The organism is Pseudomonas sp. MF08875, from assembly GCF_059862525.1.
The window spans coordinates 92,983-118,774 of the sequence record NZ_JCBCUW010000010.1 but is presented as its reverse complement, the minus strand read 5'-3'; the positions used below and the strand labels follow the sequence as shown (position 1 = coordinate 118,774).

Below are 25,792 nucleotides of genomic sequence, written 5' to 3'. Positions count from 1 at the left end.
TTCATTGGGCTTTGCAAAAGTTGGCACGGCACCTGCTATGTATTCAGTACAAGAACAATAACAAGCAATGCACACGACAATAAAAATAAGACGAATCGACTCACGCACAATAAAAACAAGACGGCGAGAGGCGCAGCTAACTGATTCTTTTGGAGAGGCGTTGTATTTGGGGCTTGCCCCACAACCAGGCCGAGAACAATAAAAACTGTCCTAAGACAGAGCCTGAACTGGTTGGATCAATCGAGATCATTGCAACACAGCGATCAAAGCAATCCGTTTGCTCTTGACTCCCGATTGGGAGTGTCACAACGGTCAACAGCCTTGTGGCAAGGGCACTCAACAAAAACAAGAAGCCCGAAACCAATAATAAAAACAGAGCATGCAACTACTTCTTGGGGAGCTTCGGCTCCCCTTGTAGTTTCCGTAATTGCGCATTTCCCTTGCAGTTTGCCGCTTAAAACACGTGGCTGCTCCAGTCTCCTACACCATCCCCCGACTAAATGCTAGAATCCCCGCCCATCATGCGGTCATTCTTCGTTATGGCCGAACATTCCTTCAAACAGTGCATCCCATGCTGAAGAAGCTGTTCCAGTCATTCCGTTCTCCCCTGCGTCGCACACAGCACCTGCGTAGCACCCCTGAAGTGCTCAACAGCAGCCAACATTCGCTGCAAAAGGCGCAATTCAGCCGCTATGCGGTGAACATCGTCGAACGCCTGCAAAACGCCGGTTACCAGGCCTACCTGGTGGGTGGTTGCGTGCGCGACATGCTGCTCAACATCACCCCCAAGGACTTCGACGTCGCCACCAGCGCCACGCCCGAACAGGTCAAGGCCGAGTTTCGTAACGCGCGCATCATTGGCCGTCGGTTCAAATTGGTGCATATCCACTTTGGCCGCGAAATCATTGAAGTAGCGACCTTTCGCGCCAACCACCCGCAAGCCGATGAAGAGGAAGACAGCAACCAGTCCTCACGCAATGAAAGCGGGCGCATCCTGCGCGACAACGTCTACGGCACCCTGGAAGAAGACGCGCAACGCCGCGACTTCACCATCAATGCCCTGTACTACGACCCGGTCAGCGAGCGCATTCTCGATTACGCCAATGGCGTACACGACATCCGCAACCACCTGGTGCGCCTGATTGGCGACCCGCGCCAGCGCTACCAAGAAGACCCGGTACGCATGCTGCGGGCCGTGCGTTTCGCCGCCAAGCTCAATTTCGGCATCGAGAAGCACACCGCAGCGCCTATCCGCGACCTGGCGCCGATGCTGCGCGAAATCCCGTCGGCGCGCCTGTTCGAAGAAGTGCTCAAGCTGTTCCTGTCCGGCCACGCCGCCGACACCTTCGAGATGCTGGTCGACCTGCAACTGTTCGACCCGCTATTCCCGGCCAGTGCCGAGGCGCTGGAGCACAACCCGACCTACACCCACACGCTGATAAGCGAAGCGCTGATTAACACCGACCTGCGTATCAAGCAGAACAAACCGGTGACCCCAGCCTTCCTGTTCGCCGCCCTGCTCTGGCCGGCCCTGCCCGCCCGAGTGCTGCGCCTGCAAAGCCGCGGCATGCCGCCGATCCCGGCGATGCAGGAAGCCGCCCACGAGCTGATCGCCGAGCAATGCCAGCGCATCGCCATCCCCAAGCGCTTCACCCTGCCCATCCGCGAGATCTGGGACATGCAGGAACGCCTGCCCCGGCGCAGCGGCAAACGCGCCGACCTGCTGCTGGATAACCCGCGTTTCCGCGCTGGCTACGACTTTCTCCTGCTGCGCGAAAGCGCCGGCGAGCAGACCGATGGCCTGGGCGAATGGTGGACCGACTACCAGGACAGCAACGACAGCGAGCGCCGCGAGATGATTCGCGAGCTCAGCGGCAAGGACGACGGCACCGGCGCTGCCCCCCGCAAACGTCGGCGCAGTAGCGGCAGCAAGCGTAAACGCGCCGCCGGCGCCGACGACTAAACCGATGGAACGCATCTATATAGGCCTGGGCAGCAACCTGGCCGCCCCGGCCGAACAACTGCGCCACGCCCTCGAGGCCATGGCGCACCTGCCCCAGACCCGCCTCGTCGGCACGTCCGCGTTCTATCAAAGCGACTCCCTGCTCCCCGGCCAACCGCGCTACACCAACGCGGTCGCGGCGCTGGACAGCAGCCTTGAGCCGCTGCAACTGCTGGACGCGCTGCAAGCCATCGAAAACGACCAGGGCCGCGAACGCCTGGAACGCTGGGGCCCGCGCACCCTGGACCTGGATATCCTGCTGTTCGGCGATCGCCTGATCGACGAGCCGCGTCTCAAAGTCCCCCACTACCAAGTGCACCTGCGGGCATTTGTCCTCTATCCATTGGCGGAATTGGCACCCGCTGACTTGCGCCTGGCCGACGGCCGCATGCTCAAGGACTTGCTGGCCGATTGCCCGTTTGTCGGCCTCGAACGCCTGTAGCCTCGCTGTTTTATTGCTGAAACGCATCAGTAACAGGGGTAACACCGCAGACGTAACAACGCGGTAACACATCCAATTGACTTACCGAGTTCTCCTCACGACTATAGGCGTCCCGCTGCCGCCAACCCGGCGCTGAAGGGCGCAATCCAGGCCTTATAAGCACGACAACAGACCGTGCGCCTGTATAAACGAAGCATCACGCGCGTTACTCGCAGTAGTTTCCCGGCGCCTGAACGAGGACTTTTTCATGCCAGACACCACCCTGACCACCCTGCAAGGCCTCAAGCAAAAGGGCGAGAAAATCGCCATGTTGACCTGCTATGACGCCACGTTCGCCCAGGCCTGCTGCCAGGCTGGCGTGGATGTGCTGCTGGTCGGCGATTCCCTGGGCATGGTGTTGCAAGGCCATGACAGCACGCTGCCCGTCACCAACGCGGAGTTGGCTTACCACGTCGCGTGCGTCAAACGCGGCAACCAGGGCGCGATGATCGTCGCCGACCTGCCCTTCATGGCCTATGCCACCATCGAACAGGCCCTGCACAACAGCGGCCAACTGATGCAGGCCGGCGCCCACATGGTCAAGCTCGAAGGCGCCGCCTGGCTGGCCGAGCCCATCCGCCTGCTGGCCGAACGCGGCGTGCCGGTGTGCGCACACCTGGGCCTGACCCCGCAATCGGTCAACGTGCTGGGCGGCTATAAAGTGCAGGGGCGCAACGAAGCCCAGGCGCGGCAGATGCGCGCCGATGCCATTGCCCTGGAACAGGCCGGTGCGGCGATGATTTTGCTGGAATGCGTGCCGAGCGAACTGGCCGAAGAAATTTCCCACGCGGTAAAAGTGCCGGTGATCGGCATTGGCGCCGGCAGCGGCACCGACGGCCAAGTGCTGGTGATCCACGACATGCTCGGCCTGGCCCTGACCGGCCGCTCGCCCAAATTCGTGAAGAACTTCATGCAAGGCCAAGCCAGCATCCAGGATGCCTTGAGCGCCTACGTCAAGGAAGTCAAAGCTGTGACCTTCCCCGCCACCGAACACGGGTTTAGCGCATGAACATGGTCAGAACCGTGCGTGAACTGCGCGCCGCCGTCGCCCGCGCTCGCAGCGAAGGCAAACGCATTGGCCTGGTGCCCACCATGGGCAACCTGCACAGCGGCCACGCGGCGCTGGTCACCAAGGCCGCCCAACGCGTCGATTTCGTAGTGGCGAGCATTTTCGTCAACCCACTGCAATTCGGCGCTGGCGAAGACCTGGACAAGTACCCGCGCACCCTCGCCGCCGACCAGGAAACCCTGGTGCAGGCCGGGTGCCACCTGCTGTTCGCGCCCACAGTCGAGGAAATGTACCCCGACGGCATGGCCGGGCAGACCCGCGTCAGCGTTCCGCAACTGTCCGAAGGCCTGTGCGGTGCCAGCCGCCCCGGGCATTTCGAGGGGGTGGCGACGGTGGTCAGCAAGCTGTTCAACATGGTCCAGCCGGACCTGGCGATTTTCGGCCAGAAAGACTTCCAGCAACTGGCCGTGATCCGCGCTCTGGTGCATGACCTCAACCTGCCGATCCAGATCATCGGCGAGCCCACCGTGCGCGCCGAAGACGGCTTGGCGCTGTCCTCGCGCAACGGTTACCTGAGCGCCGAACAACGGGCCATCGCCCCAGCGCTGTATCGCAGCCTGAGCCAGATCGGCGCGGCCATCGAGCAGGGCGAACGCGACTACCCGGCGTTGCTGGCCGAGCAGAGCCGGGTACTGCAAGCCGCGGGTTTTCGTCCCGATTACCTGGAAATCCGCCACGCCCTGACCCTGCGCCCGGCCACCGGCGAAGACCGCGACCTAGTGATCCTGGCCGCCGCGTACCTGGGCCCGACACGGTTGATCGACAACTTGCATGTGAATCTGGATGCCTGAGGGGCATCCCCTGTGGGAGCACACAGGCCCTCCTCACCAGGGCCTGGTGCCGCCAAAATGCCCTCGCAGACAGCAATTGCTCCCCCTTCCCGCTTCGGGCAAACTGCGCGCCGATTCGGGGTTCTGACCAAGGAAACACTCATGCACGCCATCATGCTCAAGGCCAAGTTGCATCGCGCCGAAGTCACCCACGCCGTGCTGGATTACGAAGGCTCCTGCGCCATTGATGGCGAGTGGCTGGACCTGTCCGGTATCCGTGAATACGAACAGATCCAGATCTACAACGTCGACAACGGCGAACGCTTCACCACCTACGCGATCCGTGGCGAAGAAGGCTCGCGCATGATTTCGGTCAACGGCGCGGCGGCCCACAAGGCCAAGGTCGGCGACCGCGTCATCATCTGCGCCTACGCCCACTACAGCGAAGCCGAGTTGCTCAATTTCAAGCCACGCATGCTGTACATGGCGCCGGGCAACGAACTGAGCCACACCAGCAACGCCATCCCGGTCCAGGTCGCCTGAACCTTCGCGCAGCCCTGCGCACCCGCCCCGCCGGCAGCCAACCTGCCGGCGCCGGCCGTTGAAAATAGCCTCCGACAAAATCAAGACAGCTCCAGGCACAAGGTTTATGGTATTGGCCTTGCGCCAGTAAGCCGTGGTGGCGCAGCTTGACCGGATTTGTCTTGTACCGAACAGGACGTTCCGGGCCGTTCAGTGTCCAAAAGCCAGTCCAAGTTCAAGTTAAGGAACCCCGCAGCGATGGCGTACTACCGCACTCCCCATGACGTGACCGCTCTGCCTGCCTGGCAGGCGTTGAATGACCACCGCCAGGCCATGCAGGATTTCAGCATGCGCGAGGCGTTCAACAGCGATCCTCAGCGCTTTAGCCAGTTCACCCTGAGCAGCTGCGGGCTTTTGCTCGACTATTCGAAAAACCTGATTACCACCCAAACCCGCGAGCGCCTGGTGACCCTGGCCAACGAGGTCAAGCTCAAGGACGCCATCAAGGCGCTGTTCGACGGCGAAATCGTCAACTCCTCCGAAGGCCGCCCGGCGCTGCACACCGCCCTACGCCGCCCGGTGGGCGACAAGTTGTCGGTCAATGGCGTCAACGTCATGCCCGACGTGCACAAGGTGCTCAACCAGATCACCGAACTGGTGGGCCGCATCCACGATGGCCTGTGGCGCGGCTACACCGAAAAGCCAATCACCGACGTCGTCAACATCGGCATCGGCGGCTCGTTCCTCGGCCCGGAGCTGGTGTCTGAGGCATTGTTGTCCTACGCCCAGAAAGGCGTGCGCTGCCACTACCTGGCGAACATCGACGGCAGTGAGTTCCATGAACTGGCGCAGAAAATCCGCGCTGAAACGACGCTGTTCATCGTTTCGTCGAAATCCTTCAACACCCTCGAAACCCTGAAAAACGCCCAGGCCGCGCGCGCCTGGTACCTGGCCCAGGGCGGTTCCGAGGCAGAGCTGTACAAACACTTCATCGCGGTGTCGAGCAACAACGCCGCGGCCGTGGCGTTCGGCATCCGTGAAGAGAACATCTTCCCGATGTGGGACTGGGTCGGTGGGCGCTACTCACTGTGGTCGGCCATTGGCCTACCGATTGCCCTGGCCATCGGCATGTCCAACTTCAAGGAACTGCTGTCGGGTGCCTACACCATGGACCAGCATTTCCAGAACGCGCCGTTCGAGCAGAACATGCCGGTGCTGCTGGCACTGCTGGGCGTGTGGTACGGCAACTTCTGGGGCGCGCAAAGCCACGCGATCCTGCCGTACGACCACTACCTGCGCAACATCACCAAGCACTTGCAGCAACTGGACATGGAGTCCAACGGCAAGAGCGTGCGCCAGGACGGCACACCGGTGTCCACCGACACCGGGCCGGTGATCTGGGGCGGCGTCGGCTGCAACGGCCAGCACGCCTACCACCAGTTGCTGCACCAGGGCACCCAGTTGATCCCGGCCGATTTCATCGTGCCCATCGTCAGCTTCAACCCGGTGGCCGACCATCACCAGTGGTTGTACGCCAACTGCCTGTCCCAGAGCCAGGCCCTGATGCTGGGCAAGACCCGCGCCGAAGCCGAAGCCGAACTGCGCGACAAAGGCCTGAGCGAAGACGAAGTGCAGAAACTGGCGCCGCACAAAGTCATCCCCGGCAACCGCCCCAGCAACACCCTGGTGGTGGAGCGCATCAGCCCCCGTCGCCTCGGCGCGCTGGTGGCGCTGTACGAACACAAGGTCTTCGTGCAGAGCGTGATCTGGGGTATCAACGCCTTCGACCAATGGGGCGTGGAGTTGGGCAAGGAGCTGGGTAAAGGCGTCTACAACCGGTTGATCGGCAGCGAAGAAACCCCGGCCGACGATGCCTCGACCCAAGGTTTGATCGACTACTTCCGCGGGCGTCATCGCGGGTAAGCGGTCACCCTGCCACTTGCTGTGTGTGTATCTGTGGGAGCGAACCTGCTCGCGATAGCGGTTTTCAGCCAAACCATTAAGGGCTGATAGGCCGCCATCGCGAGCAGGCTCGCTCCCACAGTGTTTTTTGGCTCCGCCTTACCTGGGCGGATAGTTCGCCAGAATCCGGCTCACGGTCGCGCGCACGGCGGCGCTACGGTCGGCGGGGTTCGGGGAAGTGCTGAGCAGTTGCTCGTCGCTGCCGCGCCAGACCAGTTTGCCGTCCTTGCCGTCGAGCAGGTCGATCTGCAAGGTCGCCACCTTATAGGTCACGTTGCGGGTTTCGTTGTACATCGGCGCGCCCCAGTAGCCATTCCACGGGCCGCCCCAGGCGCTGCCGCCGTAGTTAGTGGTGACTTGCTGCTGGCGGTCTTCGACGATCAGGTAGGTCTGCACGTTCAGGTCCGCCCGCGCCCCGCTCGCTGCCGGGCGCAAGCCGCGCTGGTCCAGTTGTTCGCCCACTGCCTGGCGGATGCGTTGCTCGGTCAAGTCACTCTTGATCCGCGGGTCGTCGGGGCGGTACTGCAACGCGGGTTCTTTCCAGCTCCAACTGCGATAACCGGCAAAATCGCGGCTGGCATCGAAGTCGTGGTTGACCTGGTTCGATTGGCAAGCGCTGAGCAACACGGCACAAGCCAGTACAGCGACGTAACGCAGCATGATGTTTCTCCCATGGAAGACATGAACGCAAAACCCGATGGCTAGCTGGGAGGATACGCCGCCAGGGCGTTTTCCACAGCCTGGCGCAGCGCATCGACGCGCTCGCTCAGGCTGCCCTGGCTGCTGGCCTCGGCGCTGGCGCTCCAGACCGGTTGGCCGCTGGCGCCATCGAACAGGTGAACCCGCACCACCACCACTTCCACCTCATAGGTGCGCACGATGGGCACCGTGTTGTACATGCCATAGCCGTTGCCGTAGCGGTTGTAGCCACCATAGCCGCCATAGGCGTAATCGTCGCGGACTTGGCGCAGGCGTTTTTCCAGGTGCAAGTCGGCGCTGACCGACAAATCCGCCGGGCGGTTGTCGTGCACCGGGCGCAGCCCCCGTTGGTCGAGGGCGTCGCTGACCGCTTCGGCCACTTGCGCTGAATCGGCCCAGGCACTGCCGGCGGGCAGGCGCCCGTCGCGCCAGGCCCAGTTGCGGTAGCGCCCGTAGTCGCGCACGGGCGCCGGGTAGGCGCTGCGGTCGACGGTGTTGGCCGCTTGCGCCGGCGCGGGCGGCAGGGGTTTGGAGTCGGCGACATAAGGGTTCTGGCTTTGGCAGGCGCCAAGGCTCAGGCACAACAGCAGAAGACCAGCACCGCGTTTCATCTCGCGCTCCGTTGAGGGCTGCCTAGACGGGACGGCAGACCCAGTGCAAGTAACGCCCCAACCCGGCGAACGCCGGGTGGCGCCTGTGGGCCAGTTCCATTTCGAGCAAATCGGCCAGTTCGGCGCGGGCCTGGTACTCCACCGGCATGTAGTCGTGGAACACCCGCACCCCGCTTTGGCTTTCGACCTGCCACAGGCCTTCAAGTTGCGCCGCCAGTTCACGCGGATCAAGGGGCTGTTGCGGGGTCAGGCTTTGCTTTTCGCCGGCCATGTCGTTCTTGCGCATCTTGCGAAAATGCCCTTTGAGCAAGTTGCGGTAGATCAGCGCATCGCGGTTGTAGAACGCCAGGGACAACCAGCCATCGGCGCGGGTCAGTTGGTGCAGCACCGGCAGGATCGCGTGGGGTTCGGCCAGCCATTCCAGTACCGCGTGGCACAGCACCAGGTCATAGGGCTCGGTGAGTTGGCCGAGCAGGTCTTGCCACGGTGCCTGGATAAAGGTTGCGCTCTGCCCCGCCTCGGCAAAACGCTGGCGGGCGCCTGCGAGCATCGGTTCGGCCGGCTCGGCCAGGGTCACGTCATGGCCGCGCTGGGCCAGCCACAGCGACATGTGGCCCAGGCCCGCGCCGATATCCAGCACCCGCAGCGGCCGCTCGGGCAGGGTTTGGAGCAAATCCGCCTGGAGCACCGCCAGGCGAATCGCACCCTTGGCGCCGCCGTAGATTTTCTCGGCGAAGCGGGTCGCCAACTGGTCGAAATGCCGGTCGCTCATGCGCCGAACCGCCGTTCGCTGTCGGCCAGTTTGCTGCGTACCACGTCGTTCATGTCCAACCCCAGCTCGCTGCACAGCAGCAATAGATACAGCACGATGTCGCCCACTTCCTGGCCGGCGTGGGCCAGTTTGTCGGCGGGCAGTTGGCGCGATTGGTCTTCGCTGAGCCACTGGAAGATTTCCACCAGCTCGGCCATTTCCACGCTGGCAGCCATGGCCAGGTTTTTCGGGCTGTGGAAGGGCCGCCAATCGTTGCGATCACGGATGGCGTGCAGGCGTTGGGTGAGTTCTACAAGGTTCATCGGGTTCTCCTCAAGGCGCATAGCTTCGGGGGGTTGGGGTTGGGAAGCAACTGGTGGGTGGCTGGCGCGCGATTTGCGGTGGGTTCATCGCGAGCAGGCTCGCTCCCACAGGCCGATAACCGGCCCGCGATGGCGGCCTAACACTCAGTCCACCACATTGAACTCCACCCGTGCCGTCTGCCCGCCTTCGTCGAGCACGCTCAGTTGATAGCGCCCCACGTCGCCGAAAGTGGCGTTGATGCTGTCCTGGTGAGCGCTATCGCCCAGGGGCGCGCCGTTGACGAACCACCAGCGCCGGCCGTTGCCGCCCAGAGCCGAGAGTTTCAGGCGCAGCCGCTCTTGGCTGGCAGCCGGGCGGCGCAGTTGGTCGCCTTCGCGCACGCCGACAATCGACAGCGGTGCCGCCGCCGACAGCAGCGGCCCGGGGCAGCCAGGGTCGGTGGCCGGCAGGCGTGCCTCGCGGCGCTCGGCCCGGGGCAGCCAGGGTTCCAGCGGCGCCGGCCACAGCGCTACCTCGCGGGCCACGGCGCCGGGGCACTTGGCGTCCACCCGCAGGCCCTTGTCGTTGACCCAGATGTTTTCCAGCAGGCCCACGCCCAGCGGTTGGTCCAGCGCCTGCAAGGTGGGCGGCGTGGTGCCGTCCAACGTCCAGGCAAAGCGCTGGCGACGGCAATTGGGGTCGCTGCGGCTCAGCGGTTGGCCCAGGGGCCAGCAGATCGCCGCTACGCCGACATTAAGCGGCACCGCTTGCACCGGGGCGCTGATGCCACGCTGGCTGTCGCGGTTAATCAGCACGTCGTGCACTTGCAGCATCAACGGCGCCGCCGAGGCCAGGCCGAATTGCCCGGGCACCGGCGTGCCGTCGGGGCGGCCGATCCACACACCGATCAGGTAACGCGGGCCCACGCCCAGGGCCCAGGCGTCGCGAAAGCCGTAGCTGGTGCCGGTTTTCCAGGCCAGCACCGGGCGTTGCACCAGTTCGGCGCGCGGGTCGCGGTCGGGGCGGGCCTGGCCGCTGAGGATGCGCCGCACGATCCACGCCGCGCCCGGCGACAGCAGCGGCCGCTCGCGCAACTCATCGTCCGGTTGCAGGCGAATGGCCGCGCTCTTGCCGCCCCGGGCGAAGGCGCTGTAGCCGCTGACCAGGTCTTCCAGGCGACTGCCCGCGCCGCCGAGGATCAGCGACAGGTTCGGCTCGGCCAGGGCCGGCAGCGCCAGGGGCATGCCGCCGATGCGCATCTGCGCGGCAAAGCGCTTGGGCCCGTAGGCTTCGAGCAATTGCACGGCGGGCAGGTTGAGGGAGGTGGACAGCGCGCTGCTGGCCGGCACCGGGCCGCTGAAGCCCATGGAGAAGTTGCCGGGGCGGTAATCGCCGTAACGCCGGGGCACGTCCTGCAACAGCGACTCGGAATGGATCAGGCCCTCGTCCAGGGCCATACCGTAAAGGAACGGCTTGAGGGTCGAGCCCGGCGAGCGCAGGGCGCTAATCATGTCGACATGGCCGAAACGGCGGGCGTCGTTGATGTCCACCGAGCCCAGGTAGGCGCGCACCGCCATGGTCTGCGCCTCGACCACCAGAATCGCCGCCGACGTGTGCTCCGGCAGCCGCGCGCGCCAGCCCAGCAGCAGGTCTTCGAGGCGCCGCTGCAAGGTGGCATCGAGGGTGGTGCGGATCAGCGGTGGGCTGTCGGCGCGGTTCAGGCGCCGCGCCAGCAGAGGCGCCAGGCTCGGCTCCAGGCGCGGGGCCAGCAGCAACGGTTCTTCCAGGGCCTCATCCACCGCCGGTTGCGGCCAAATACCGAACTCGGCCAGGCGCCGCAGCACTTTGTCCCGCGCCACCTGGGCCCGCGCCGGGTGGCGATCGGGGCGCAAGCGGCTCGGCGCCTGGGGCAACACCGCCAGCAACGCGGCTTCGGCGTGGGTCAGGTGCAGCGGCGATTTACCCATGTACGCCCAACTGGCGGCCGCCACGCCTTGCAGGGTGCCGCCGAATGGCGCGCGGTTGAGGTACAGCGCGAGGATCTGGTTCTTGGACAGGTGCCACTCCAACTGCGCGGTGCGCCACAACTGGCGCAACTTGCCGTGCCAGGTCCGCGAATGGGGGTCGAGCAGGCGCGCCACCTGCATCGACAGAGTGCTGCCGCCCGACACCACGCGCCCACCCACTAGGTTCTGCCACGCGGCACGGCCCAGCGCCAGCGGGTTGACCCCGGGGTGGCGGTAGAACCAGCGGTCTTCGTAGGTCAGCAGGGCATCGAGGTAGTACGGCGACACTTGGTCGGTGGCCACCGGGTAGCGCCACACGCCGTTGGCATCGGCAAAACGCCACAACGGCGTGCCATCCTCGGCCAGCACCACGCGGGCGAGGTCGTCCTGGGGCAGCGGCAAGGGCCAGAGGCGGTCGGCCAGCCAAAGCAGGGCGAGCAGCAGCAACAGCGTGGCCGCCGCCCAGGGCAAAAACCGCAATAGACGCCGCCCTTTCTGAGGCAGCGGCTCCTCTTTACTGGCTGTGGCGCCGCTATCGCGGGCAAGCCCGCTCCCACAACGGGTTGGCTGCATAGCAGGGGGTTGCAGGCTCATGCGCGCAAGGCCATGGTGCTTGCGGAACTCGGCGCCGGTATCCGCGGCCCAAGGTTCAGGTCCGGCATTGCCGCCCACTTTTTCATCAGGATGCACATATGCAGGTAGAAAGCTTTTTCGAGTGGCTCGGCCAGGCGCTGGGCGCGGTGATCCGATTTATCGTCGATGGGTTGAGCGGGTTGTTCAATGCACTGACTCACGCGGGCGGCAATTTTGTCGAAGGGCTGTCGCAGACGCTGGGCATGGACACCTCAATCATCAGCATCCTGGCCCTGATCGTGGGCCTGATGCTGCTGTATTCGGCGATCCGCGCCTTTATGCGCGCCTCCATCATCATGGGGATCATCTGGCTGCTGCTGGGGTTGTGGCTGTTGAGCTGGGTTATTCATTGAGCGATGGCTGTAGTTGTAGCAAGCGGGCTCGCCCGCGCTGGAGTGCGTAGCGCTCCTGAATCGGTACTCAATGAGCGCCGATTACGACAGCGTCGCGGGCGAGCCCGCTTACTACACGATCACTCTCGCGGGCAAGCCCACTCCCACTGGGGCTTGCCCTACTCCTATCCGATCAACGCCCCTTGATAACCATCTGCGCCGGCGCATCCCCCACGGCCTGCCAGTTGGGACGGTACATCGACTCCACTTGCGGCGGCGGTACGCGGTAGGTGCCCGGGGTGACGGCACGCGCCAGGTACAGCAAGTGCGTGGTGCCGTAGCCGTCCAGGTTCAGGGCCGCGACGTAACGGTCATCGCGGAACTCCTGGTGCTTGAGCCCGGCGTTCTGCATCGATTCGCGCCATTCCTTGACCTTGCTGCTGGCGTTTTCCAGGCTGGCAGCGCTTTGCGCCAGGTTCTGGTTTTCCAGCTCCAGGCCGGCGGGCAGCAGGTCTACCACCAGGGCATCGGGCACGCGCTGCTTGGCGGCAACGGCAATGTGCACCAGCACCAGGTCGCCGCTGGCCAGGGCATTGAGGTTCAACGGCTGGCCGTTCATGCCCAGGTACTCGCGGCGGATGCTCAGGTTCTCGCCCCCTGCCACCGGCGCCTGCACCGGATAACCGGAAATGGTCAGTTGCTGATACACCGCTTCGCTGCCTTCATTGCGCAACGACAGCGGCGAGGCCAGCAGCGGGCCTTCGAGTTTCAACCCCGGTTGGTTGTTGTTCAGCTCGCGGGTTTCGCTGGCGCTACTCAGTTGCGCGGCCCAGCCGCTTTCCGGCTTGCCCAACAGGCCACGGCCGGCGAGGAACAGCGAGTTGCGTTCCTGGGTCGATAGGTACTGACTGGCCGCCAGTTGATCGGCCAGCTCGAACAGGCGTTCTTCACGCTTGCCCTTGGCCAGGTCGTTTTCTTCCAGCAGCGCCAGTATCAGCGCTTGATCGCGCAGCGGGCTGCCGTAGTCCGCAAGCCAGCTCTTGCTGCTGCGGGTGGCGGCCAGGCCGGCGATCAGGGCTTGGTCGGCGCGCGGCTGGTCGCCCATTTTCTGCAGGGCCACCGACAGTTGCACCAGCGGCAAGCCAGAGCGGGCGTCGGTGCGCCGCTCGAACAGGCTGCGCAGGGCGCCCAGCGGCGCCTGCTGGCTGCGGGCCAGAACCAGGCCGGCGTAGGCCTGCACGGCGAAGCGGGTATGTTCGGCGTTCTCGCTGTAATTGACTTCAATCAGGTTGCGTTCCTGCACATAACGCAGCAGGCGTTCGTTGGCCTTTTTCAGTGCCTCGGGCGGCACGGCGAAGCCTTGCTCGCGGGCGCGCAGCAGGAAATCGGTGACGTAGGCCGTCAGCCAGTATTCCTCTTCGCCGTCCGCGCCCCACAGGCCGAAGCTGCCGTTGTAGCGCTGCATGCCCAGCAGGCGTTCGATGCCCAGTTCGATCTTGCGTTTGCGCTCCGCCTCTGGCTCGCCTTCCAGGCCCAGGCGCTTGAGGCTCGCGGCGTCGGCGTAGAGCGAGGGGTAGAGGCCGCTGGTGGTTTGTTCCGAGCAGCCGTAGGGGTAGGCCTTGAGCGCACGGATCTGCTCGCCCAGGTTCAGCGGCGGGCGGCTTGACAGGCTGAGCAGGGCTTCGCGGCCGGCTGGTTCAAACGCCGCCAACTCGCCTTCGGGCAGGGTCCACGGCTGGTCCTTGAGCACGGCGCGGTAGTGCTTGAGCATCGCCGGGTAGGCCGGGCGCACGCCCAGGGTCCACTCGCGGGTGAACGGCGGCAGGTTCTCGCCCGGCAGGTCGAGGCCATTGACCAACACCTTGACCTTGCCCTGGCCAAAACCGCCCAGGGCCTGCACCGGGATCTGCAAGGTGGTGCGCTGGCCCTGGGCCAGTTGCACGCTATGGGTGGCTTCGCCCGGCAAGCTCAACTGGCCTTCGGCGCTCAGTTGCACCTGGAGCTTCTGCGCCTTGCCCGACAGGTTGGAGAGGTCCAGGGCGACTTTGGTCTGGTCGCCCCCGGCGAGGAAGCGCGGCGCCGACAATTCGGCGATCAGCGGCGCGGCAATCACAGTCTTGGCTTGTGCCATGCCGTAGCGCTCGTCGGTCCAGGCCTGGGCCATCAGGCGCAGTTCGCCGTTGAAGTCAGGGATGTTGACGCTGACTTCCCCTTCGCCCTGGGCGTTGAGAGTCACCGGCGCGCTTTGCAGGGCGACGATGGTGACGCTGGTGTCCGGGCGTTTACCGCCCTTGGCCAGCGCCGCGTCGCCACCAAAGGCCAGGCTGGCCAAGCGGCCCTGGCCGGCTTCGATCAACTGCCCATAAACGTCGAGTTGGTCGGCGCCGTAGGCCTTGCGCCCGAACAGGCTGGAGTACGGGTCGGGCGTGGGGTATTCGGTGATGTTGAGGATGCCCACATCCACCGCAGCCACCAGCACATGCACCTGTTTGGGCACGCTGCCATCGGCGTTTTTCGCCTGGATTTTCACGGTCAGCGGCTGTTTGGGGCGCATTTTTTCCGGCGCGCTGAGGGTCAGGCCCAATTTGCGTTGCGTGCGATCCAGCGGCAGGTGCAGCACGCCGACGGCGCGTTTGGGGGTGATGTTGGCCTTGCGCTCGCCCGGGCGGATCACCAAGGCGCTGACGTAGAGGTCATGGCGCGCCCATTTCGGGTCGAGCTGAATGGCGAAGCTCTTGCCCTCGGCCGGTACGTCGATTTCTTCCCACCACAGCGGGCCTTCGGCCGATTCCACCAACAGGTAGCCCTTGCCGGCGGCGGGCGGGGTCACCGTGACGTTGGCGGTGTCGCCATCACCGTAGGCGGGTTTGTCCAGGGCCAGTTTGACCTGGTCGGGGCGCACGGCACCGCCTTCGGCGTTGTCCTGGGCGCGGTAGCCGGCCCAGAAGCGCAGGCTGCTGACCAGCCCGGTCTGCGGGTCTTCGACCTCGACGCGGTACGGGCCCCACTCCACTTGGAAGCTGACCTTGGCGGTGTCGCCGGCCTTGATGTTCAGGCTCTGTTCGTCGAGGTTGAGGAATTTCTCGTTGAAGTGGTAGCTCCAGCCGTCACTGTCGGAGTAGTTCCAGTAGTAGTCGCGGCGCTCGCGCACCAGGCGCACCTTGAGCTGGTTGGCCGCCAGTTTTTGCCCTTGGTTGTTGGCCACCAGCAGCTCGAACTCCACCGGGCCGTCGCCGTCGGTTTCCTCGCCGTCGAACAGCGCACGGATACCCGGCAAACGCTCGGCCGGCCACACCGGTTGCACCACGCGGCGGGTGATGGGCCGCCCGCCCGACTCTTGCAGGCTGGCCTGGACGATCAGCTGCAGCGGCGACTTGGCCTCGGCCCATTTGCTTTCAAGGGCAATGACCGCTTCGCCGTCGGCATCGAGGGCGGTTTCTTCCAGCTCCAGGTCCTGGCTCAGTTCTTCCTCGGTGACCGAGCCGAACTGATAGCCGGGCAAGGCTTTTACCGCTTCGCGCAATGGCCGCACGTAGACCTGGCCACTGAGGCGGTTGCCCGCCGCCGGCGCGCCATAGAGGTAGCGGCCGTTGACGTTGATTTCGGCGGTGGCCGCCGGGGTGATCGGCGCGTCGCTGCCTTTGAGTTCCAGGGCCAGGCGTTCGGGAAGGAAGTCTTCGACGAGAAATTCATAGAGCTGGGGCTTGCCGTCGCCCAGGTCGAACACCAGTTGCCAGCGCCCGGTGGGCGCTTCGCCGGCCAGTTGCAGTTGATATTGGTAGAGGCCGGAAGCGTCGGCGTCCCAGACGAATTTGCGGCTGACCTGCTCGTCCGGGCGCCGTACTTCGACGCTGATGGGCTGCGGTTTGACGGCGTTACCGTCGTTATCGCGCAGCAAGGCGTTGAGCAGCACGGTTTCGCCGGGGCGGTAGAGGTCGCGGGGGCCGAACACGAAGAATTGCAGCGGATGGGCCTGGGGGCCGCCGATGTCGAATTCGGCCAGGTCCAGCGCGGCGCTGTTGAGGCGCAGCAGGCTGGTCTGTTCACCCTGGTGGGCGAGCAGCACTTCGGCTTTTTTCGGCAGCGGCAACTGGGCGTGGCCGCCCTTCTCGGTCTTGCCCTGGCCAACCACGCGACCTTCGTTGTCGAGCAGTTCCAGGCTGACGCCGTCCAGGGCCTTGCCGCCCTCCAGCGCCTGGGCGAACACATCGATGCGGTTCTGGTAACGGTGCACCGACACGCCGATGTCACTGAGGGTGAAGAGCGTGGCCGGTTGCGAATAGTTGTAGGTGCCCGAGGCGCGCATCACCGCCAGGTACACGCCCGGCTGTTGCAGGGGCTTGAGGCCGGCGATGGGCAGCAGCAGGGTTTCGCGGGTGTTGCGCGCCGGGTTGAGGTCGAAACGCCCGCCGTAGACCAGTTCGGCCATGGGCAGTAATTCACGCGACTCGTAGCTTTGCAGGCTGGTGCTGCGCCCCCACTGGGCGAGGAATGCGGGCAAGGATTCGGGCTTGATGCGGAAGAACTCGACGTCGATCTTGTCGACGTTCAGCGCGATCACCGGCAGGCCTTCGGCCAGGCGCGTGGGCAGCAGGGTGCCACGGCTGGCGAAACCGACGGTGGCTTGCAGGTCGCGGGTTTCCAGGCGGCTGATGTGCTCGGCGGCGAGAGTTGCCTCGTTCACCGCGCGCAGCCCGGCGTCAACGGTGAGCACCAGTTTGCGCTGCGGCTCCAGGTGGCGCAGGCGCAGTTCCATCAGGTTATCCGACAGCTCCCAGGCGCCATCGACCTTGCCGGACTTGCTGTCCACCAGGTGCACGCGGTCGGCGAACTTCTGCTGCGGGTCCAGGGGGATGGAAAAACTCACCGACAGGGTGCTGGCACCATCCAGTTGCACCTCGGAGACGTCCACCACGCTTAACTCGCGCCCGGCGTAACGCTGCTTGAGCGCGCTCACATCCGGCGCAGCTTTGGCGGCAGCGGCAGGCGCGGCCGTCGAGGCGGCGGGCGGGGCCGGGTCGGGGGTCGAAGAATCGCAAGCGCTTAGCAGCGCAAGCGCGCAAGCCAGGAACAGTCCTTTGTTAAGCATGGGGCACTCATCGGCAGGGGCATCGAGGGGTTGAACTATATATCACCAGCGCCCACACGGCTGTGGCGCCGCTCACATTGACCGACAGAGGGCGGTTTGGTTCGCGGGCGTGGCTGATTTCCCCGTAGCAAACGGGTTTGCCCGCGCGGGGGTGCGCAGCAACCCCATGGCGACGTTATGCCGTGGCATTTTTACGGCCGCCGCGCAGCCGAGCGCGGGCTGTGCGCCGGGGGGCGGGCAGCTACAATGCCGCCTCTTGCCTGGAGCCCTTCATGTCTACCCTGCTTAGCGATTGGCGTCACCGCCCCACCCACCGGCGCGTCTGGGCGTTGGCGGCACCGATGATTCTGTCGAACATTTCGGTGCCCTTGGTGGCGTTGGTGGACAGCACGGTGATCGGCCATCTGCCCCACGCCCATCAGTTGGGCGCAGTCGCGGTGGGCGCCAGCCTCTACACCTTCCTTGCCTGGGCGATGGGGTTCCTGCGCATGGGTTCCACCGGGTTCGCCGCCCAGGCGGCCGGGCGCGGCGATGGCGCCGCGTTGCGCCAGGTGCTGTTGCAGGGGCTGTTGCTGGCCATGGGCATGTCGGTGCTGCTGGGGGCGCTGGGAGTTCCGCTGAGTGGCGTGGCCCTGCACTTTATGCAGCCGTCCGCCGAGCTGGACCAGCTCACCCGCGACTTCTTCCACACCCGCCTCTTCGGCTTGCCCGCCGCGCTGGCCAGTTATGCCCTGGTGGGCTGGTTCCTGGGCACCCAGAACGCCCGGGCGCCGCTGGCGATTCTGCTGAGCACCAACCTGGTCAACATCGTGCTGAACCTGTGGTTCGTGCTGGAGCTGGACTGGGGCGTGGTCGGTTCGGCGCGGGCCTCGGTGATTGCCGAGTGGACCGGCGCCCTGATCGGCCTGGCCATGACCCGCAAAGCCCTGCGCGCCTACCCCGGGCACATTGCCTGGGCCGCGCTGGCGTTGTGGCAGAGCTGGCGGCCGTTGCTGGCGGTGAACCGCGACATTTTTATCCGCAGCCTCGCGTTGCAGTCGGTGTTTTTTCTTATCACGGTGCAAGGCGCGCGGCTGGGGGACGCCACGGTGGCCGCCAACGCCTTGTTGCTTAACGGCCTGCTGCTCACCGCCCATGCGCTGGACGGCTTGGCCCACGCGGTAGAGGCACTGTGTGGGCATGCCATCGGCGCCCGCGACCGGCCGGCCTTGCGCCGCGCACTGGTGGTGGCCTGCGGTTGGTCGCTGCTGGCCAGCCTGGGCTTTGCCGCGCTGTTCGGCCTGGGCGGCCATTTGTTTATCCAGATGCAGACCGACATGCCCGACGTGCGCCAGACCGCGTTCGAGTACCTGCCTTACCTGGCACTGCTGCCGTTGATCGCGGTGTGGAGCTATCTGCTGGACGGCTTGTTCATCGGCGCCACCCGCGCCCGGGAAATGCGCAACGGCATGCTGTTAACGATGCTGCTGGTGCTGCCCTTCGCTTGGGGGCTACAAGGGCTGGGCAACCATGGGCTGTGGTTGACGTTCCTACTGTTCATGCTGCTGCGCAGTGCAACCCTGGCGGTCATCGCCTGGCGCTTGCAGGCCCGCGACCAATGGTTTATCGCCGGCGCCCACTAACCCGAACGCCCCTCCCACACCTGACGCAACCGGGCCAGGCGTTCGCTGGCGCTGCCCGCCGGGCCTTCGGGCACGCTGGCGTAGGGGTAGCGCAGGCGAAGGCGCAGCCAGTCATCGAGCAGCCCATGCTCGCAAAAACCGTGGCGCAGGCCCTCTTGCAAGTGGCCCCAGATCACCTCGTATTCAAGCTCGGTGTCCAGGCTCCATTGGTAGGCGTGGCGCTCCAGCAGGCATTCTTGCAACTTGCCTTGCTGGCGGCTGTTGAGGCTTTGCTCAATGCGCAAGCGGTGCCCGGGCAGCGCGGGGTTGGTCAGTTGCTGCCAGCCGAGGCTGCCGACCGCTTTGTCGGCCCAGGTGCCGCCATGCCAGAACAGCAGCTCGACCGGCCCCAGCCAGCGGCTCAGTTCGGTGGCATCGCAGGCGTCGAAAAAATAGCTGGCGGTTTGCGGGTTGTAGTAGCTGAGCAACCCCTTGAAGTGCAGGCCGATGGTCACCGTGAGCATGCGCCGCAAATGGCCCAACAGGGTGGGCAGCGAGGCGTTGCTGCCCAGGAATAACCCTGGCCAGGCCAGAGGTTGGCTACGGCACAGCACGGCCAGCGCGGGGTGGCGCTCCAGGTCGATCAGCACCGGCCCCTGCTGCGCCAACGCGCGCAAATCGGTGGCCTCGAACAGCGCGTGCCAGTGCCCGTCCAGCAGGTGCGCCTGTTGGCGGGCCTGGGGCGAACCGGGTACATCGAGCAAGAACCACTGCGCCGCCTGCTGCGGGATCTGTGCCGGGTTCATGCCGCACCACTCTGGCGGAACCGGGCCAGCGCCCGACAGGTACAGACCCGCTCCCGGCAGTGTTTGTAACTGCCGCCGGCCGGCAGCATGCACAGCATCACCAGCGGGTGGCCACCTTGCAGCAGCTCCAGCAAACCTTGCTGGCCCTCGCCTTCATCGCTATGCCCCGATTGCGCCGGGCGGGCGTCCAGCACCACTTGCGCGCCGCACAGGTCAAGCCCGTCACCTTGGGTCTTGACCTGACTCTGGCCGACATTGAATTGCAACTCGCCATCGCCCTTTATCACCAGTTCCAGGTCGCCGGTCACTTCAATGCCACGCCCGGCCTCCATGAACTGGGTGCGGTCCAGGGTCGCTTCGATCACGGCGCGGTCCGGCTCCTGAGGCGGGATCATCCATTGCCCGGCATCTGCGGCCGGTACCTGCTGCCCCGCCAGGTAGCCAATAATCAGCGGGCGGTCAGGGTTGCCTTCGGCAAAACTGACCAGCACCTCCACACCGGGCAGCAAGCCCTTGATCGCTTCCTCAGTGAGCAGCGGCGACACCGCCACCCAGCAGTAGTCCGTGGCGGCCCCGCGCCCCGAGTACAGCCATTCAAAACGCAACGCCACCCGCCCCTGGGCAGCATGCACAGACTGATCGCCCAGAGGCTCGACCACCCACGCCCGCTGGACGATGCCTGTCAGCGGCTCGGCCGGCGGGTGGGCGGGCATGTAGGGCATGTCCAGGGGGTGGGCGCGGAAATGGTTGCGATAACCGCCGCTGTCGGCCGTATCGGGTGCTCCCCAGCGCCCGCCCTGGTGCTGCACGCCCGTCAGCAGCCACAGGCGGTTCCAGGCGCTGCGGCTGTGCCCGGCCAGCGGCAGGATGACGCCGCTGCGCAGGTCCACCAGGTCACTGTGGCCTTCGACCGGGCCGGGGCTGCCCAGCCCGAGGGGTTCGCGCAATTGCAGGTGGAAGCGCTCCGTGCCCAGCAGGCGCGGCGGTTGCCGGGCGAAAGCCTGGTGGGTGTCGGCAAACACCAGGCAATGGCCGGCCCGGTGGTGCTCGAAGTGGTAGTGGATGTTTTCCTGGGCGCACAGGCGCTGGAGAAATTGCAGGTCGGTCTCGCTGTACTGCGTGCAGTAGTCGCGCACCGGGTAGTCGCCGACCAGGTCGAAACGCCAGCCCTCCTGGTGAATGCCGTGCTCGCGCAACACTTGCATGAGGATTTGCGGCACGCCCAGGTCACTGAACACCCGCTGATTGAAGCGCTGCCCCAGGCACGCCAGTTTCGGCCCCAGGCGCAAGCGGCATACGGCGGGCCGGGCCAAGGGGTCGGCCTGGACCACGCCGTGGATTTGCCCGTGGATGCCGCAACGGCCGTCCATGTGCAAGTAGGCATCGCGGTACATCAGGCGCCCGGCGTCAGGTGCCAAGTCGCCCACCTGCACCTGCAGGTCGAAGACAAAGGGTGTGCTAATGGCCTCGGTGCCCGTGAACGCCAGCACCTCGAAGCCGCGGCCCTGGCCCGCTATATCCAGACGAAATAAAGGCTCGCAGGCTGGATCAGGCATTGGCGTCTCTCTAACAGGAAGGGCGACTGGGGATTCTCTCCGAGAGACCGGTTCGAGTAGAGAGCAAGAGGGCAGATCAGGAACAGACCTACACAAAAAACAGACAAACCTACTGGAGCGTTAGGGCAACCCTCGGGTCGCCTGAAAAACCCCTTACATATAGAGGAAAAACCGTACACGCCAAATCGAAAACGCCCCGCATAGGCGGGGCGTTTTCAGGCATAACGAGGCTGCTACCTCAAGACGACAGGTACGACGAACGCGTCAGACCCAGGCGCAACGCATCCAGGTATTGGGTGCGCTCGGCGGCCGTGATCTTGGCGCTGGCCACTTTGTCGCGATAGTGGGTCATCAACTCCTCGGGCGACAAATGCACATAGCGCAGCATGTCCTCGATGGTGTCGTGGGTCTCGATGCCGGCGTGGTACACCGTGCCGTTGGGGTTCTGGTAGATGTTCACCGAGTCGGTGTCACCGAACAGGTTGTGCATGTCGCCGAGGATTTCCTGGTAAGCGCCCACCAGGAAGATGCCCAGCAGATAATCCTCGCCTTCGTTCAAGCCATGGACCGGCAGGCTGGTCTCGATGCTCTGCTCGTCGACGTACTGCTTGATCTTGCCGTCGGAGTCGCAGGTCAGGTCTTGCAGCACCGCGCGGCGCAGCGGCTCTTCATCGAGGCGGTGCAGCGGCAGGATCGGCAGCACCTGGCCGATGGCCCAGGTGTCGGGCAGGCTCTGGAACACCGAGAAGTTGCAGATGTACTTGTCGGCCAACTTGTCGTTGAGTTCGTCCAGCACCTGGCGGTGGGAGCGTTGGCGGGCCTTGAGGGAGTTGTGCAGGCGCCGGCACACGGCGAAGTAGCACTGCTCGGCCAAGGCTTTTTCGGCCAGGGTCAACTTGCCATCGGCGTACTGGGCGGCCACATCGCTCATGTAGTGGGTGGCGCGCCAGTAGGTTTCGGTGACCATCTCAATATCGGTCGGGCCCAAAAGGTCCACCAGCCATTGCACGGTTTCCGGCAGGTTTTCCTTGTTCTCGATCACCGGCACGTCGTCGTTGTGTTTCTCGACATCGGTGACCTGCACCACCAGCATGGCGTGGTGCGCGGTCAGGGAACGGCCGCTCTCGGAGAAGATGTTGGGGTGCGGCAGGTTCTGCGCGTCGCAGAACTCCTTGAGCATGCCGACCACGACACCGGCGTAGTCGTCCATGTCGTAGTTGATCGAACTGGCGTTGCGCGAATGAGTGCCGTCGTAGTCCACGCCCAGACCACCACCGACGTCGATGTGATCGACCGGCAGGCCCAGGTTGCGCAACTCGCCGTAGTAGCGGATAGCTTCCTTGAAGCCGTGCTGGTAGTCCGCCAGGTTGGCGATCTGCGAACCCATGTGAAAGTGCAGCAGGCGGATGCCTTGGTCCAGGCCCGCGTCGCGGAAACGCTCGACCACCGACAGCAGTTGCGCGGCCGACAAGCCGAACTTGGATTTCTCACCGCCGGTGTCTGCCCACTTGCTCGACGCCAACGACGACAGACGCACCCGCAGGCCGACCTGAGGCTTGACCTTGAGGGCCTTGGCTTCTTCGATCACCAGTTCAACTTCGGACTCTTTCTCGATCACGATGAACACGTTGTGACCCAGCTTCTGCCCCATCAGGGCCAGGCGAATGAACTCGCGGTCCTTGTAGCCGTTGCAAACGATGGTGCCGCCCTTGGGCGCCAGGGCCAGCACCGCCAGCAGCTCCGGCTTGGAGCCGGCTTCCAGGCCGATGGACACGTCCTGGGTGGCGATGATGTTCTCGATCACCGCCTCTTGCTGGTTGACCTTGATCGGGTACAGCGCGGTGTATTTGCTCTGGTATTCCAGGCGCGCGATGTTGGCGTCGAAGGCGCCGGTCAGTTGGCGTACGCGGTCTTGCAGGATATCGGGGAAGCGCACCAGCAACGGCAGCGACAAACCGCTTTGGCGCAGTTGATCGACTTGCTCGTACAGATCGATAGGCGAGCTGTTCGGGCCGTTCGGACGAACTTCGACGCGACCGGCGTCATTGATCGCGAAATATCCGGCCCCCCAATGGCGAATCCCGTAAACACTGCGGCTGTCCGCAACTGTCCATTGGCTGCCATCGTCTTTGCGTGTGCGTCGTACGGACATCGAAGTCCCCTATAAATGAAGTCAAAGAGCACCGGCCCAATCAGAGGCTGGCGCAGTCTAGAGAATGAAAGTGACGGTTTGCCTGTAAGGGAGGTAGACCTCGCTGCCAGGACAGAGTTTAGAAACCAGTCAGAACAGGCTCTGTGAAAACCATGGAGACGACGCCAAGCCCTGTAGGAAAACAGGACAAAGAGTCAAGCCGAGGTGGTTTTCACAGAGGCTGCTAGCCGCCGGACTTCTTCGCCTTGAAGCCGTGCTTGAGCAACTCGGCCAGCAGCAGTTCGACGTGATCGCCCTGGATCTCGATGACCCCGTCCTTCAACGCCCCGCCCGTGCCGCAGCGCTTTTTCAGGCTGGTGGCCAGGTCTTTGAGCGCGTCTTCGGCCAGCGGCACGCCGCTGATGGTGGTCACGGTCTTGCCGCCACGGCCCTTGCTTTCGCGGCGCACGCGGGCAATGCCGTCGCCGGCCGGGAGCAGGGTCTGTTTGCAGATACAGGCCGCCACGGGCTGGCTACAGTCCGGGCAGTGGCGACCTGCGTCGGTGGAAAATACCAAGCCACCGAGGGCGGCGAAGGATGCGGCTTTTTTGGCCACCGGCAATCCTCTTGTGAGGACAAAGACTGGTCGAAGCACTTTGGCAAGGGCCCTCGACCGCGAAGCCCCACTCAGGCAGGGGCAGCGCTACTGAACCGGGCCAGGCCGGTGCAGCTTGAAAAGTCGCGCAGTGTAACGGCAAATTGCCTACTTGCTAAGAGCCAATTCGCGCAAATTTATGCGACTTTTGCGACTCGCTAAGCAGAGGGTCCGCGGGTGTCTGGCTATAGCGGTCGTTTCAGGTAGCGCTGCAATGCCGCCAGGGAGTCTGGGCAGTAGGGCTTTTCCTTGATCTCGCGCAGCACCACGTCCATGGGCAGGAAATGAGCCCGCTGCACTTCCTCGGGCTGCAAGCGCAACGGGCCGTCCCAGACCGCGGAAAACGCCGAGCACCACAGGCGATTGCCCGTGTCCTCGAAGTAGAAATGGTCGTGGGCGGTCAACTCGACACCGGCCACGCCCAGCTCTTCTTCCAGTTCCCGAGCCGCCGATTCGGCGTAGGTTTCGCCCGCCGCCACCATGCCCCCTGCCGCCACGTCCCAATAAGCGGGGTAGATGGCTTTGCTCTCGGTGCGCTGGTGCACGCACAGCTCACCGGCAGAGTTGAACAGCAGGATGTACGTACCGCGCCCGATCAGGCCGCGTTCGCGCAAGTCACGTCGCACCAGGGCGCCGAGCAGGTTGTCCTGCTCGTCGACCCAGGCGATGGTTTCGGCATCGGAGGCCGCCCGGTGGGCCGCCTCGTTGGACGCATCGACCATGGTTCAGCCCTGGGACAGCAGCTGACGCAAGTCGATGACCGCGGCATTGGCCCGGGAAATGTAATTGGCCATCACCAGCGAGTGGTTGGCCAGCACGCCGAAGCCGCTGCCGTTGAGAATCATCGGGCTCCACACCGGCTCCTGGGACGCCTCCAGTTCACGGATGATCTGGCGCACGCTGACCGTGGCGTTTTTCTTGGCCAGCACGTCGGCGAAATCGACTTCGATGGCGCGCAGCAAGTGGGACAAGGCCCAAGCCTGGCCACGGGCCTCGTAGAACACGTTGTCGATCTGCATCCATGGCGTTTCCACCACTTCTTCGTCCACTTGCAGGATCTGCCCCGGCGCCGGCGCCTCGGTTTTCAATGCGGTGTTGAGCTTGACCCGGCCGACGCTGGCCGACAGGCGCTGCGACAGCGAACCCAGGCGCGTGCCCACGTCGCCCAGCCAGTTGTTCAGGTTGTCGGCACGGGAGTAGAACAGCGCGCCCTTCTGGTTCGGGTCGGACAACCGCGCCTGGTAACGGCTCAGGGAGTTGATGCCTTCTTGGTATTCGGACTCGCTGGACGGCAGCACCCAGCTCTTGTTGTCGAAGTTGAAACGCGGCTCGGCCTTGGCCAGGTCGGCGTCCTCGGCGGACTGCGACTGGGAGCGGGCGAAGTCTTTACGCAGGGCGCGGCTCAAGTCGCGCACCTGCACCAGCACGCCGTATTCCCAGCTCGGCATGTTGTCCATCCACAGGCCCGGCGGGAAACGGTCGTTGGAAATGTAGCCACCCTGCTTGCTGAGCAACGTGCCAGCTACGGTCTTGAGGGTTTCCACCGTGGTGTAGCCGATGACCATCGGCTTGCCTTCTTTCTCGGCCGCCACCTGGGCGTTTTGCTGCACCGGGAACAGCGCCGGCTCCTGGCTCCAGTACCAACCCAAGGCAATGGCCACCAATAAATACAGGCCGACCAACGTCGCCAACGCGCGGCTGAACAACAGCCCACCAAAATAGCTGCGGGTCGCCGACTTGGGTTGCGCGGCATGTTCAGGCGCGCTACCTGCGCGGTTCTTCCAGTCCAGCATGGCTATGTCCTTTCAGATCT

Annotated in this window: 20 protein-coding genes; 8 read left to right on the top strand and 12 right to left on the bottom strand. The window is 64.6% G+C overall.

What is annotated here, in order from left to right; genetic code table 11:
• Positions 1–571 precede the first annotated feature (571 nt).
• From AC19YT_RS08220 to pgi, 6 genes are all read left to right on the top strand, one after another.
• Positions 572–1,963 (top strand): polynucleotide adenylyltransferase PcnB, encoded by a 1,392-nt coding sequence (locus AC19YT_RS08220; RefSeq protein ID WP_095109523.1) that lies wholly within the window; start codon positions 572–574, stop codon positions 1,961–1,963.
• Between the two features lie 4 nt (positions 1,964–1,967).
• Positions 1,968–2,444 (top strand): 2-amino-4-hydroxy-6-hydroxymethyldihydropteridine diphosphokinase, encoded by a 477-nt coding sequence (gene folK / locus AC19YT_RS08215; protein WP_500599233.1) that lies wholly within the window; start codon positions 1,968–1,970, stop codon positions 2,442–2,444.
• Positions 2,445–2,691: 247 nt separating this feature from the next.
• Positions 2,692–3,492: a 3-methyl-2-oxobutanoate hydroxymethyltransferase gene (gene panB, locus AC19YT_RS08210; RefSeq protein ID WP_095109525.1), complete on the top strand. Its 801-nt coding sequence runs from the start codon at positions 2,692–2,694 to the stop codon at positions 3,490–3,492.
• A complete protein-coding gene (gene panC, locus AC19YT_RS08205; RefSeq protein WP_500610068.1) occupies positions 3,489–4,343 on the top strand; it encodes a pantoate--beta-alanine ligase in 855 nt (284 codons plus the stop codon). Before panB ends, panC begins: the two co-directional genes overlap by 4 nt.
• Before the next feature lie 141 nt (positions 4,344–4,484).
• Positions 4,485–4,865, top strand: a complete 381-nt coding sequence (gene panD, locus AC19YT_RS08200; protein WP_003228271.1) for an aspartate 1-decarboxylase — start codon at positions 4,485–4,487, stop codon at positions 4,863–4,865.
• A 237-nt stretch (positions 4,866–5,102) separates the two neighbouring features.
• Positions 5,103–6,767 (top strand): glucose-6-phosphate isomerase, encoded by a 1,665-nt coding sequence (gene pgi, locus AC19YT_RS08195; RefSeq protein WP_500599231.1) that lies wholly within the window; start codon positions 5,103–5,105, stop codon positions 6,765–6,767.
• Positions 6,768–6,905: 138 nt separating this feature from the next.
• Here the strand turns inward: pgi and AC19YT_RS08190 are convergent, their stop codons facing one another.
• From AC19YT_RS08190 to pbpC, 5 genes are all read right to left on the bottom strand, one after another.
• Positions 6,906–7,466 (bottom strand): DUF4136 domain-containing protein, encoded by a 561-nt coding sequence (locus AC19YT_RS08190; protein WP_095109528.1) that lies wholly within the window; start codon positions 7,464–7,466, stop codon positions 6,906–6,908.
• A 41-nt stretch (positions 7,467–7,507) separates the two neighbouring features.
• Complete coding sequence (locus AC19YT_RS08185; protein ID WP_500610067.1) at positions 7,508–8,116, bottom strand: DUF4136 domain-containing protein; 609 nt, start codon at positions 8,114–8,116, stop codon at positions 7,508–7,510.
• A gap of 22 nt (positions 8,117–8,138) precedes the next feature.
• Entirely contained in the window at positions 8,139–8,888 is a 750-nt protein-coding gene (locus AC19YT_RS08180; RefSeq protein ID WP_500610066.1) for a methyltransferase domain-containing protein, read from the bottom strand.
• Positions 8,885–9,190, bottom strand: a complete 306-nt coding sequence (locus AC19YT_RS08175) for a MazG-like family protein (RefSeq protein ID WP_095109531.1) — start codon at positions 9,188–9,190, stop codon at positions 8,885–8,887. Before AC19YT_RS08175 ends, AC19YT_RS08180 begins: the two co-directional genes overlap by 4 nt.
• Positions 9,191–9,334: 144 nt before the next feature.
• Positions 9,335–11,647, bottom strand: coding sequence for a peptidoglycan glycosyltransferase PbpC (gene pbpC, locus AC19YT_RS08170; RefSeq protein WP_500610087.1), 2,313 nt, complete (start codon positions 11,645–11,647; stop codon positions 9,335–9,337).
• Between the two features lie 221 nt (positions 11,648–11,868).
• Between pbpC and AC19YT_RS08165 the strand changes: the two genes are divergently transcribed.
• Entirely contained in the window at positions 11,869–12,162 is a 294-nt protein-coding gene (locus tag AC19YT_RS08165; protein ID WP_095109532.1) for a hypothetical protein, read from the top strand.
• 172 nt (positions 12,163–12,334) lie between these two features.
• Here AC19YT_RS08165 and AC19YT_RS08160 read toward each other — a convergent pair whose 3' ends face one another.
• Positions 12,335–17,230, bottom strand: a complete 4,896-nt coding sequence (locus AC19YT_RS08160; RefSeq protein ID WP_500610065.1) for an alpha-2-macroglobulin family protein — start codon at positions 17,228–17,230, stop codon at positions 12,335–12,337.
• 272 nt (positions 17,231–17,502) lie between these two features.
• Here AC19YT_RS08160 and AC19YT_RS08155 point away from each other — a divergent pair, with 272 nt between their 5' ends.
• Positions 17,503–18,852, top strand: a complete 1,350-nt coding sequence (locus AC19YT_RS08155) for an MATE family efflux transporter (protein WP_095109534.1) — start codon at positions 17,503–17,505, stop codon at positions 18,850–18,852.
• On the opposite strand, the gene AC19YT_RS08150 is transcribed toward AC19YT_RS08155, so the two are convergent.
• The 6 genes from AC19YT_RS08150 to AC19YT_RS08125 form a co-directional block, all read right to left on the bottom strand.
• Positions 18,849–19,637 carry a DUF4123 domain-containing protein gene (locus tag AC19YT_RS08150; RefSeq protein WP_095109535.1) on the bottom strand — a complete coding sequence of 263 codons (789 nt, stop codon included), beginning with the start codon at positions 19,635–19,637 and terminating at the stop codon, positions 18,849–18,851. The two genes, AC19YT_RS08155 and AC19YT_RS08150, sit on opposite strands and share 4 nt — an antisense overlap.
• The gene (locus AC19YT_RS08145) at positions 19,634–21,193 is read right to left on the bottom strand and encodes a type VI secretion system Vgr family protein (RefSeq protein WP_500599225.1); all 1,560 of its coding nucleotides are present in this window, start codon (positions 21,191–21,193) and stop codon (positions 19,634–19,636) included. The genes AC19YT_RS08150 and AC19YT_RS08145 overlap by 4 nt, the downstream gene beginning before the upstream one ends.
• 238 nt (positions 21,194–21,431) lie before the next feature.
• A complete protein-coding gene (gene speA, locus AC19YT_RS08140; RefSeq protein ID WP_095109537.1) occupies positions 21,432–23,345 on the bottom strand; it encodes an arginine decarboxylase in 1,914 nt (637 codons plus the stop codon).
• 223 nt (positions 23,346–23,568) lie between these two features.
• Positions 23,569–23,940, bottom strand: coding sequence for a translation initiation factor Sui1 (locus AC19YT_RS08135; protein ID WP_095109538.1), 372 nt, complete (start codon positions 23,938–23,940; stop codon positions 23,569–23,571).
• Between the two features lie 224 nt (positions 23,941–24,164).
• Positions 24,165–24,701 (bottom strand): NUDIX hydrolase, encoded by a 537-nt coding sequence (locus AC19YT_RS08130; RefSeq protein ID WP_095109539.1) that lies wholly within the window; start codon positions 24,699–24,701, stop codon positions 24,165–24,167.
• Positions 24,702–24,704: 3 nt separating this feature from the next.
• The gene (locus AC19YT_RS08125) at positions 24,705–25,772 is read right to left on the bottom strand and encodes a DUF2333 family protein (RefSeq protein ID WP_095109540.1); all 1,068 of its coding nucleotides are present in this window, start codon (positions 25,770–25,772) and stop codon (positions 24,705–24,707) included.
• Between the last annotated feature and the right edge of the window lie 20 nt (positions 25,773–25,792).

Coding starts and splice junctions, on each gene's coding strand:
- AC19YT_RS08220 (WP_095109523.1), top strand. CDS start 572: ATGCTGAAGAAGCTGTTCCAGTCATTCCGTTCTCCCCTGCGTCGCACA.
- folK (WP_500599233.1), top strand. CDS start 1,968: ATGGAACGCATCTATATAGGCCTGGGCAGCAACCTGGCCGCCCCGGCC.
- panB (WP_095109525.1), top strand. CDS start 2,692: ATGCCAGACACCACCCTGACCACCCTGCAAGGCCTCAAGCAAAAGGGC.
- panC (WP_500610068.1), top strand. CDS start 3,489: ATGAACATGGTCAGAACCGTGCGTGAACTGCGCGCCGCCGTCGCCCGC.
- panD (WP_003228271.1), top strand. CDS start 4,485: ATGCACGCCATCATGCTCAAGGCCAAGTTGCATCGCGCCGAAGTCACC.
- pgi (WP_500599231.1), top strand. CDS start 5,103: ATGGCGTACTACCGCACTCCCCATGACGTGACCGCTCTGCCTGCCTGG.
- AC19YT_RS08190 (WP_095109528.1), bottom strand. CDS start 7,466: ATGCTGCGTTACGTCGCTGTACTGGCTTGTGCCGTGTTGCTCAGCGCT.
- AC19YT_RS08185 (WP_500610067.1), bottom strand. CDS start 8,116: ATGAAACGCGGTGCTGGTCTTCTGCTGTTGTGCCTGAGCCTTGGCGCC.
- AC19YT_RS08180 (WP_500610066.1), bottom strand. CDS start 8,888: ATGAGCGACCGGCATTTCGACCAGTTGGCGACCCGCTTCGCCGAGAAA.
- AC19YT_RS08175 (WP_095109531.1), bottom strand. CDS start 9,190: ATGAACCTTGTAGAACTCACCCAACGCCTGCACGCCATCCGTGATCGC.
- AC19YT_RS08165 (WP_095109532.1), top strand. CDS start 11,869: ATGCAGGTAGAAAGCTTTTTCGAGTGGCTCGGCCAGGCGCTGGGCGCG.
- AC19YT_RS08160 (WP_500610065.1), bottom strand. CDS start 17,230: ATGCTTAACAAAGGACTGTTCCTGGCTTGCGCGCTTGCGCTGCTAAGC.
- AC19YT_RS08155 (WP_095109534.1), top strand. CDS start 17,503: ATGTCTACCCTGCTTAGCGATTGGCGTCACCGCCCCACCCACCGGCGC.
- AC19YT_RS08150 (WP_095109535.1), bottom strand. CDS start 19,637: ATGAACCCGGCACAGATCCCGCAGCAGGCGGCGCAGTGGTTCTTGCTC.
- AC19YT_RS08145 (WP_500599225.1), bottom strand. CDS start 21,193: ATGCCTGATCCAGCCTGCGAGCCTTTATTTCGTCTGGATATAGCGGGC.
- speA (WP_095109537.1), bottom strand. CDS start 23,345: ATGTCCGTACGACGCACACGCAAAGACGATGGCAGCCAATGGACAGTT.
- AC19YT_RS08130 (WP_095109539.1), bottom strand. CDS start 24,701: ATGGTCGATGCGTCCAACGAGGCGGCCCACCGGGCGGCCTCCGATGCC.
- AC19YT_RS08125 (WP_095109540.1), bottom strand. CDS start 25,772: ATGCTGGACTGGAAGAACCGCGCAGGTAGCGCGCCTGAACATGCCGCG.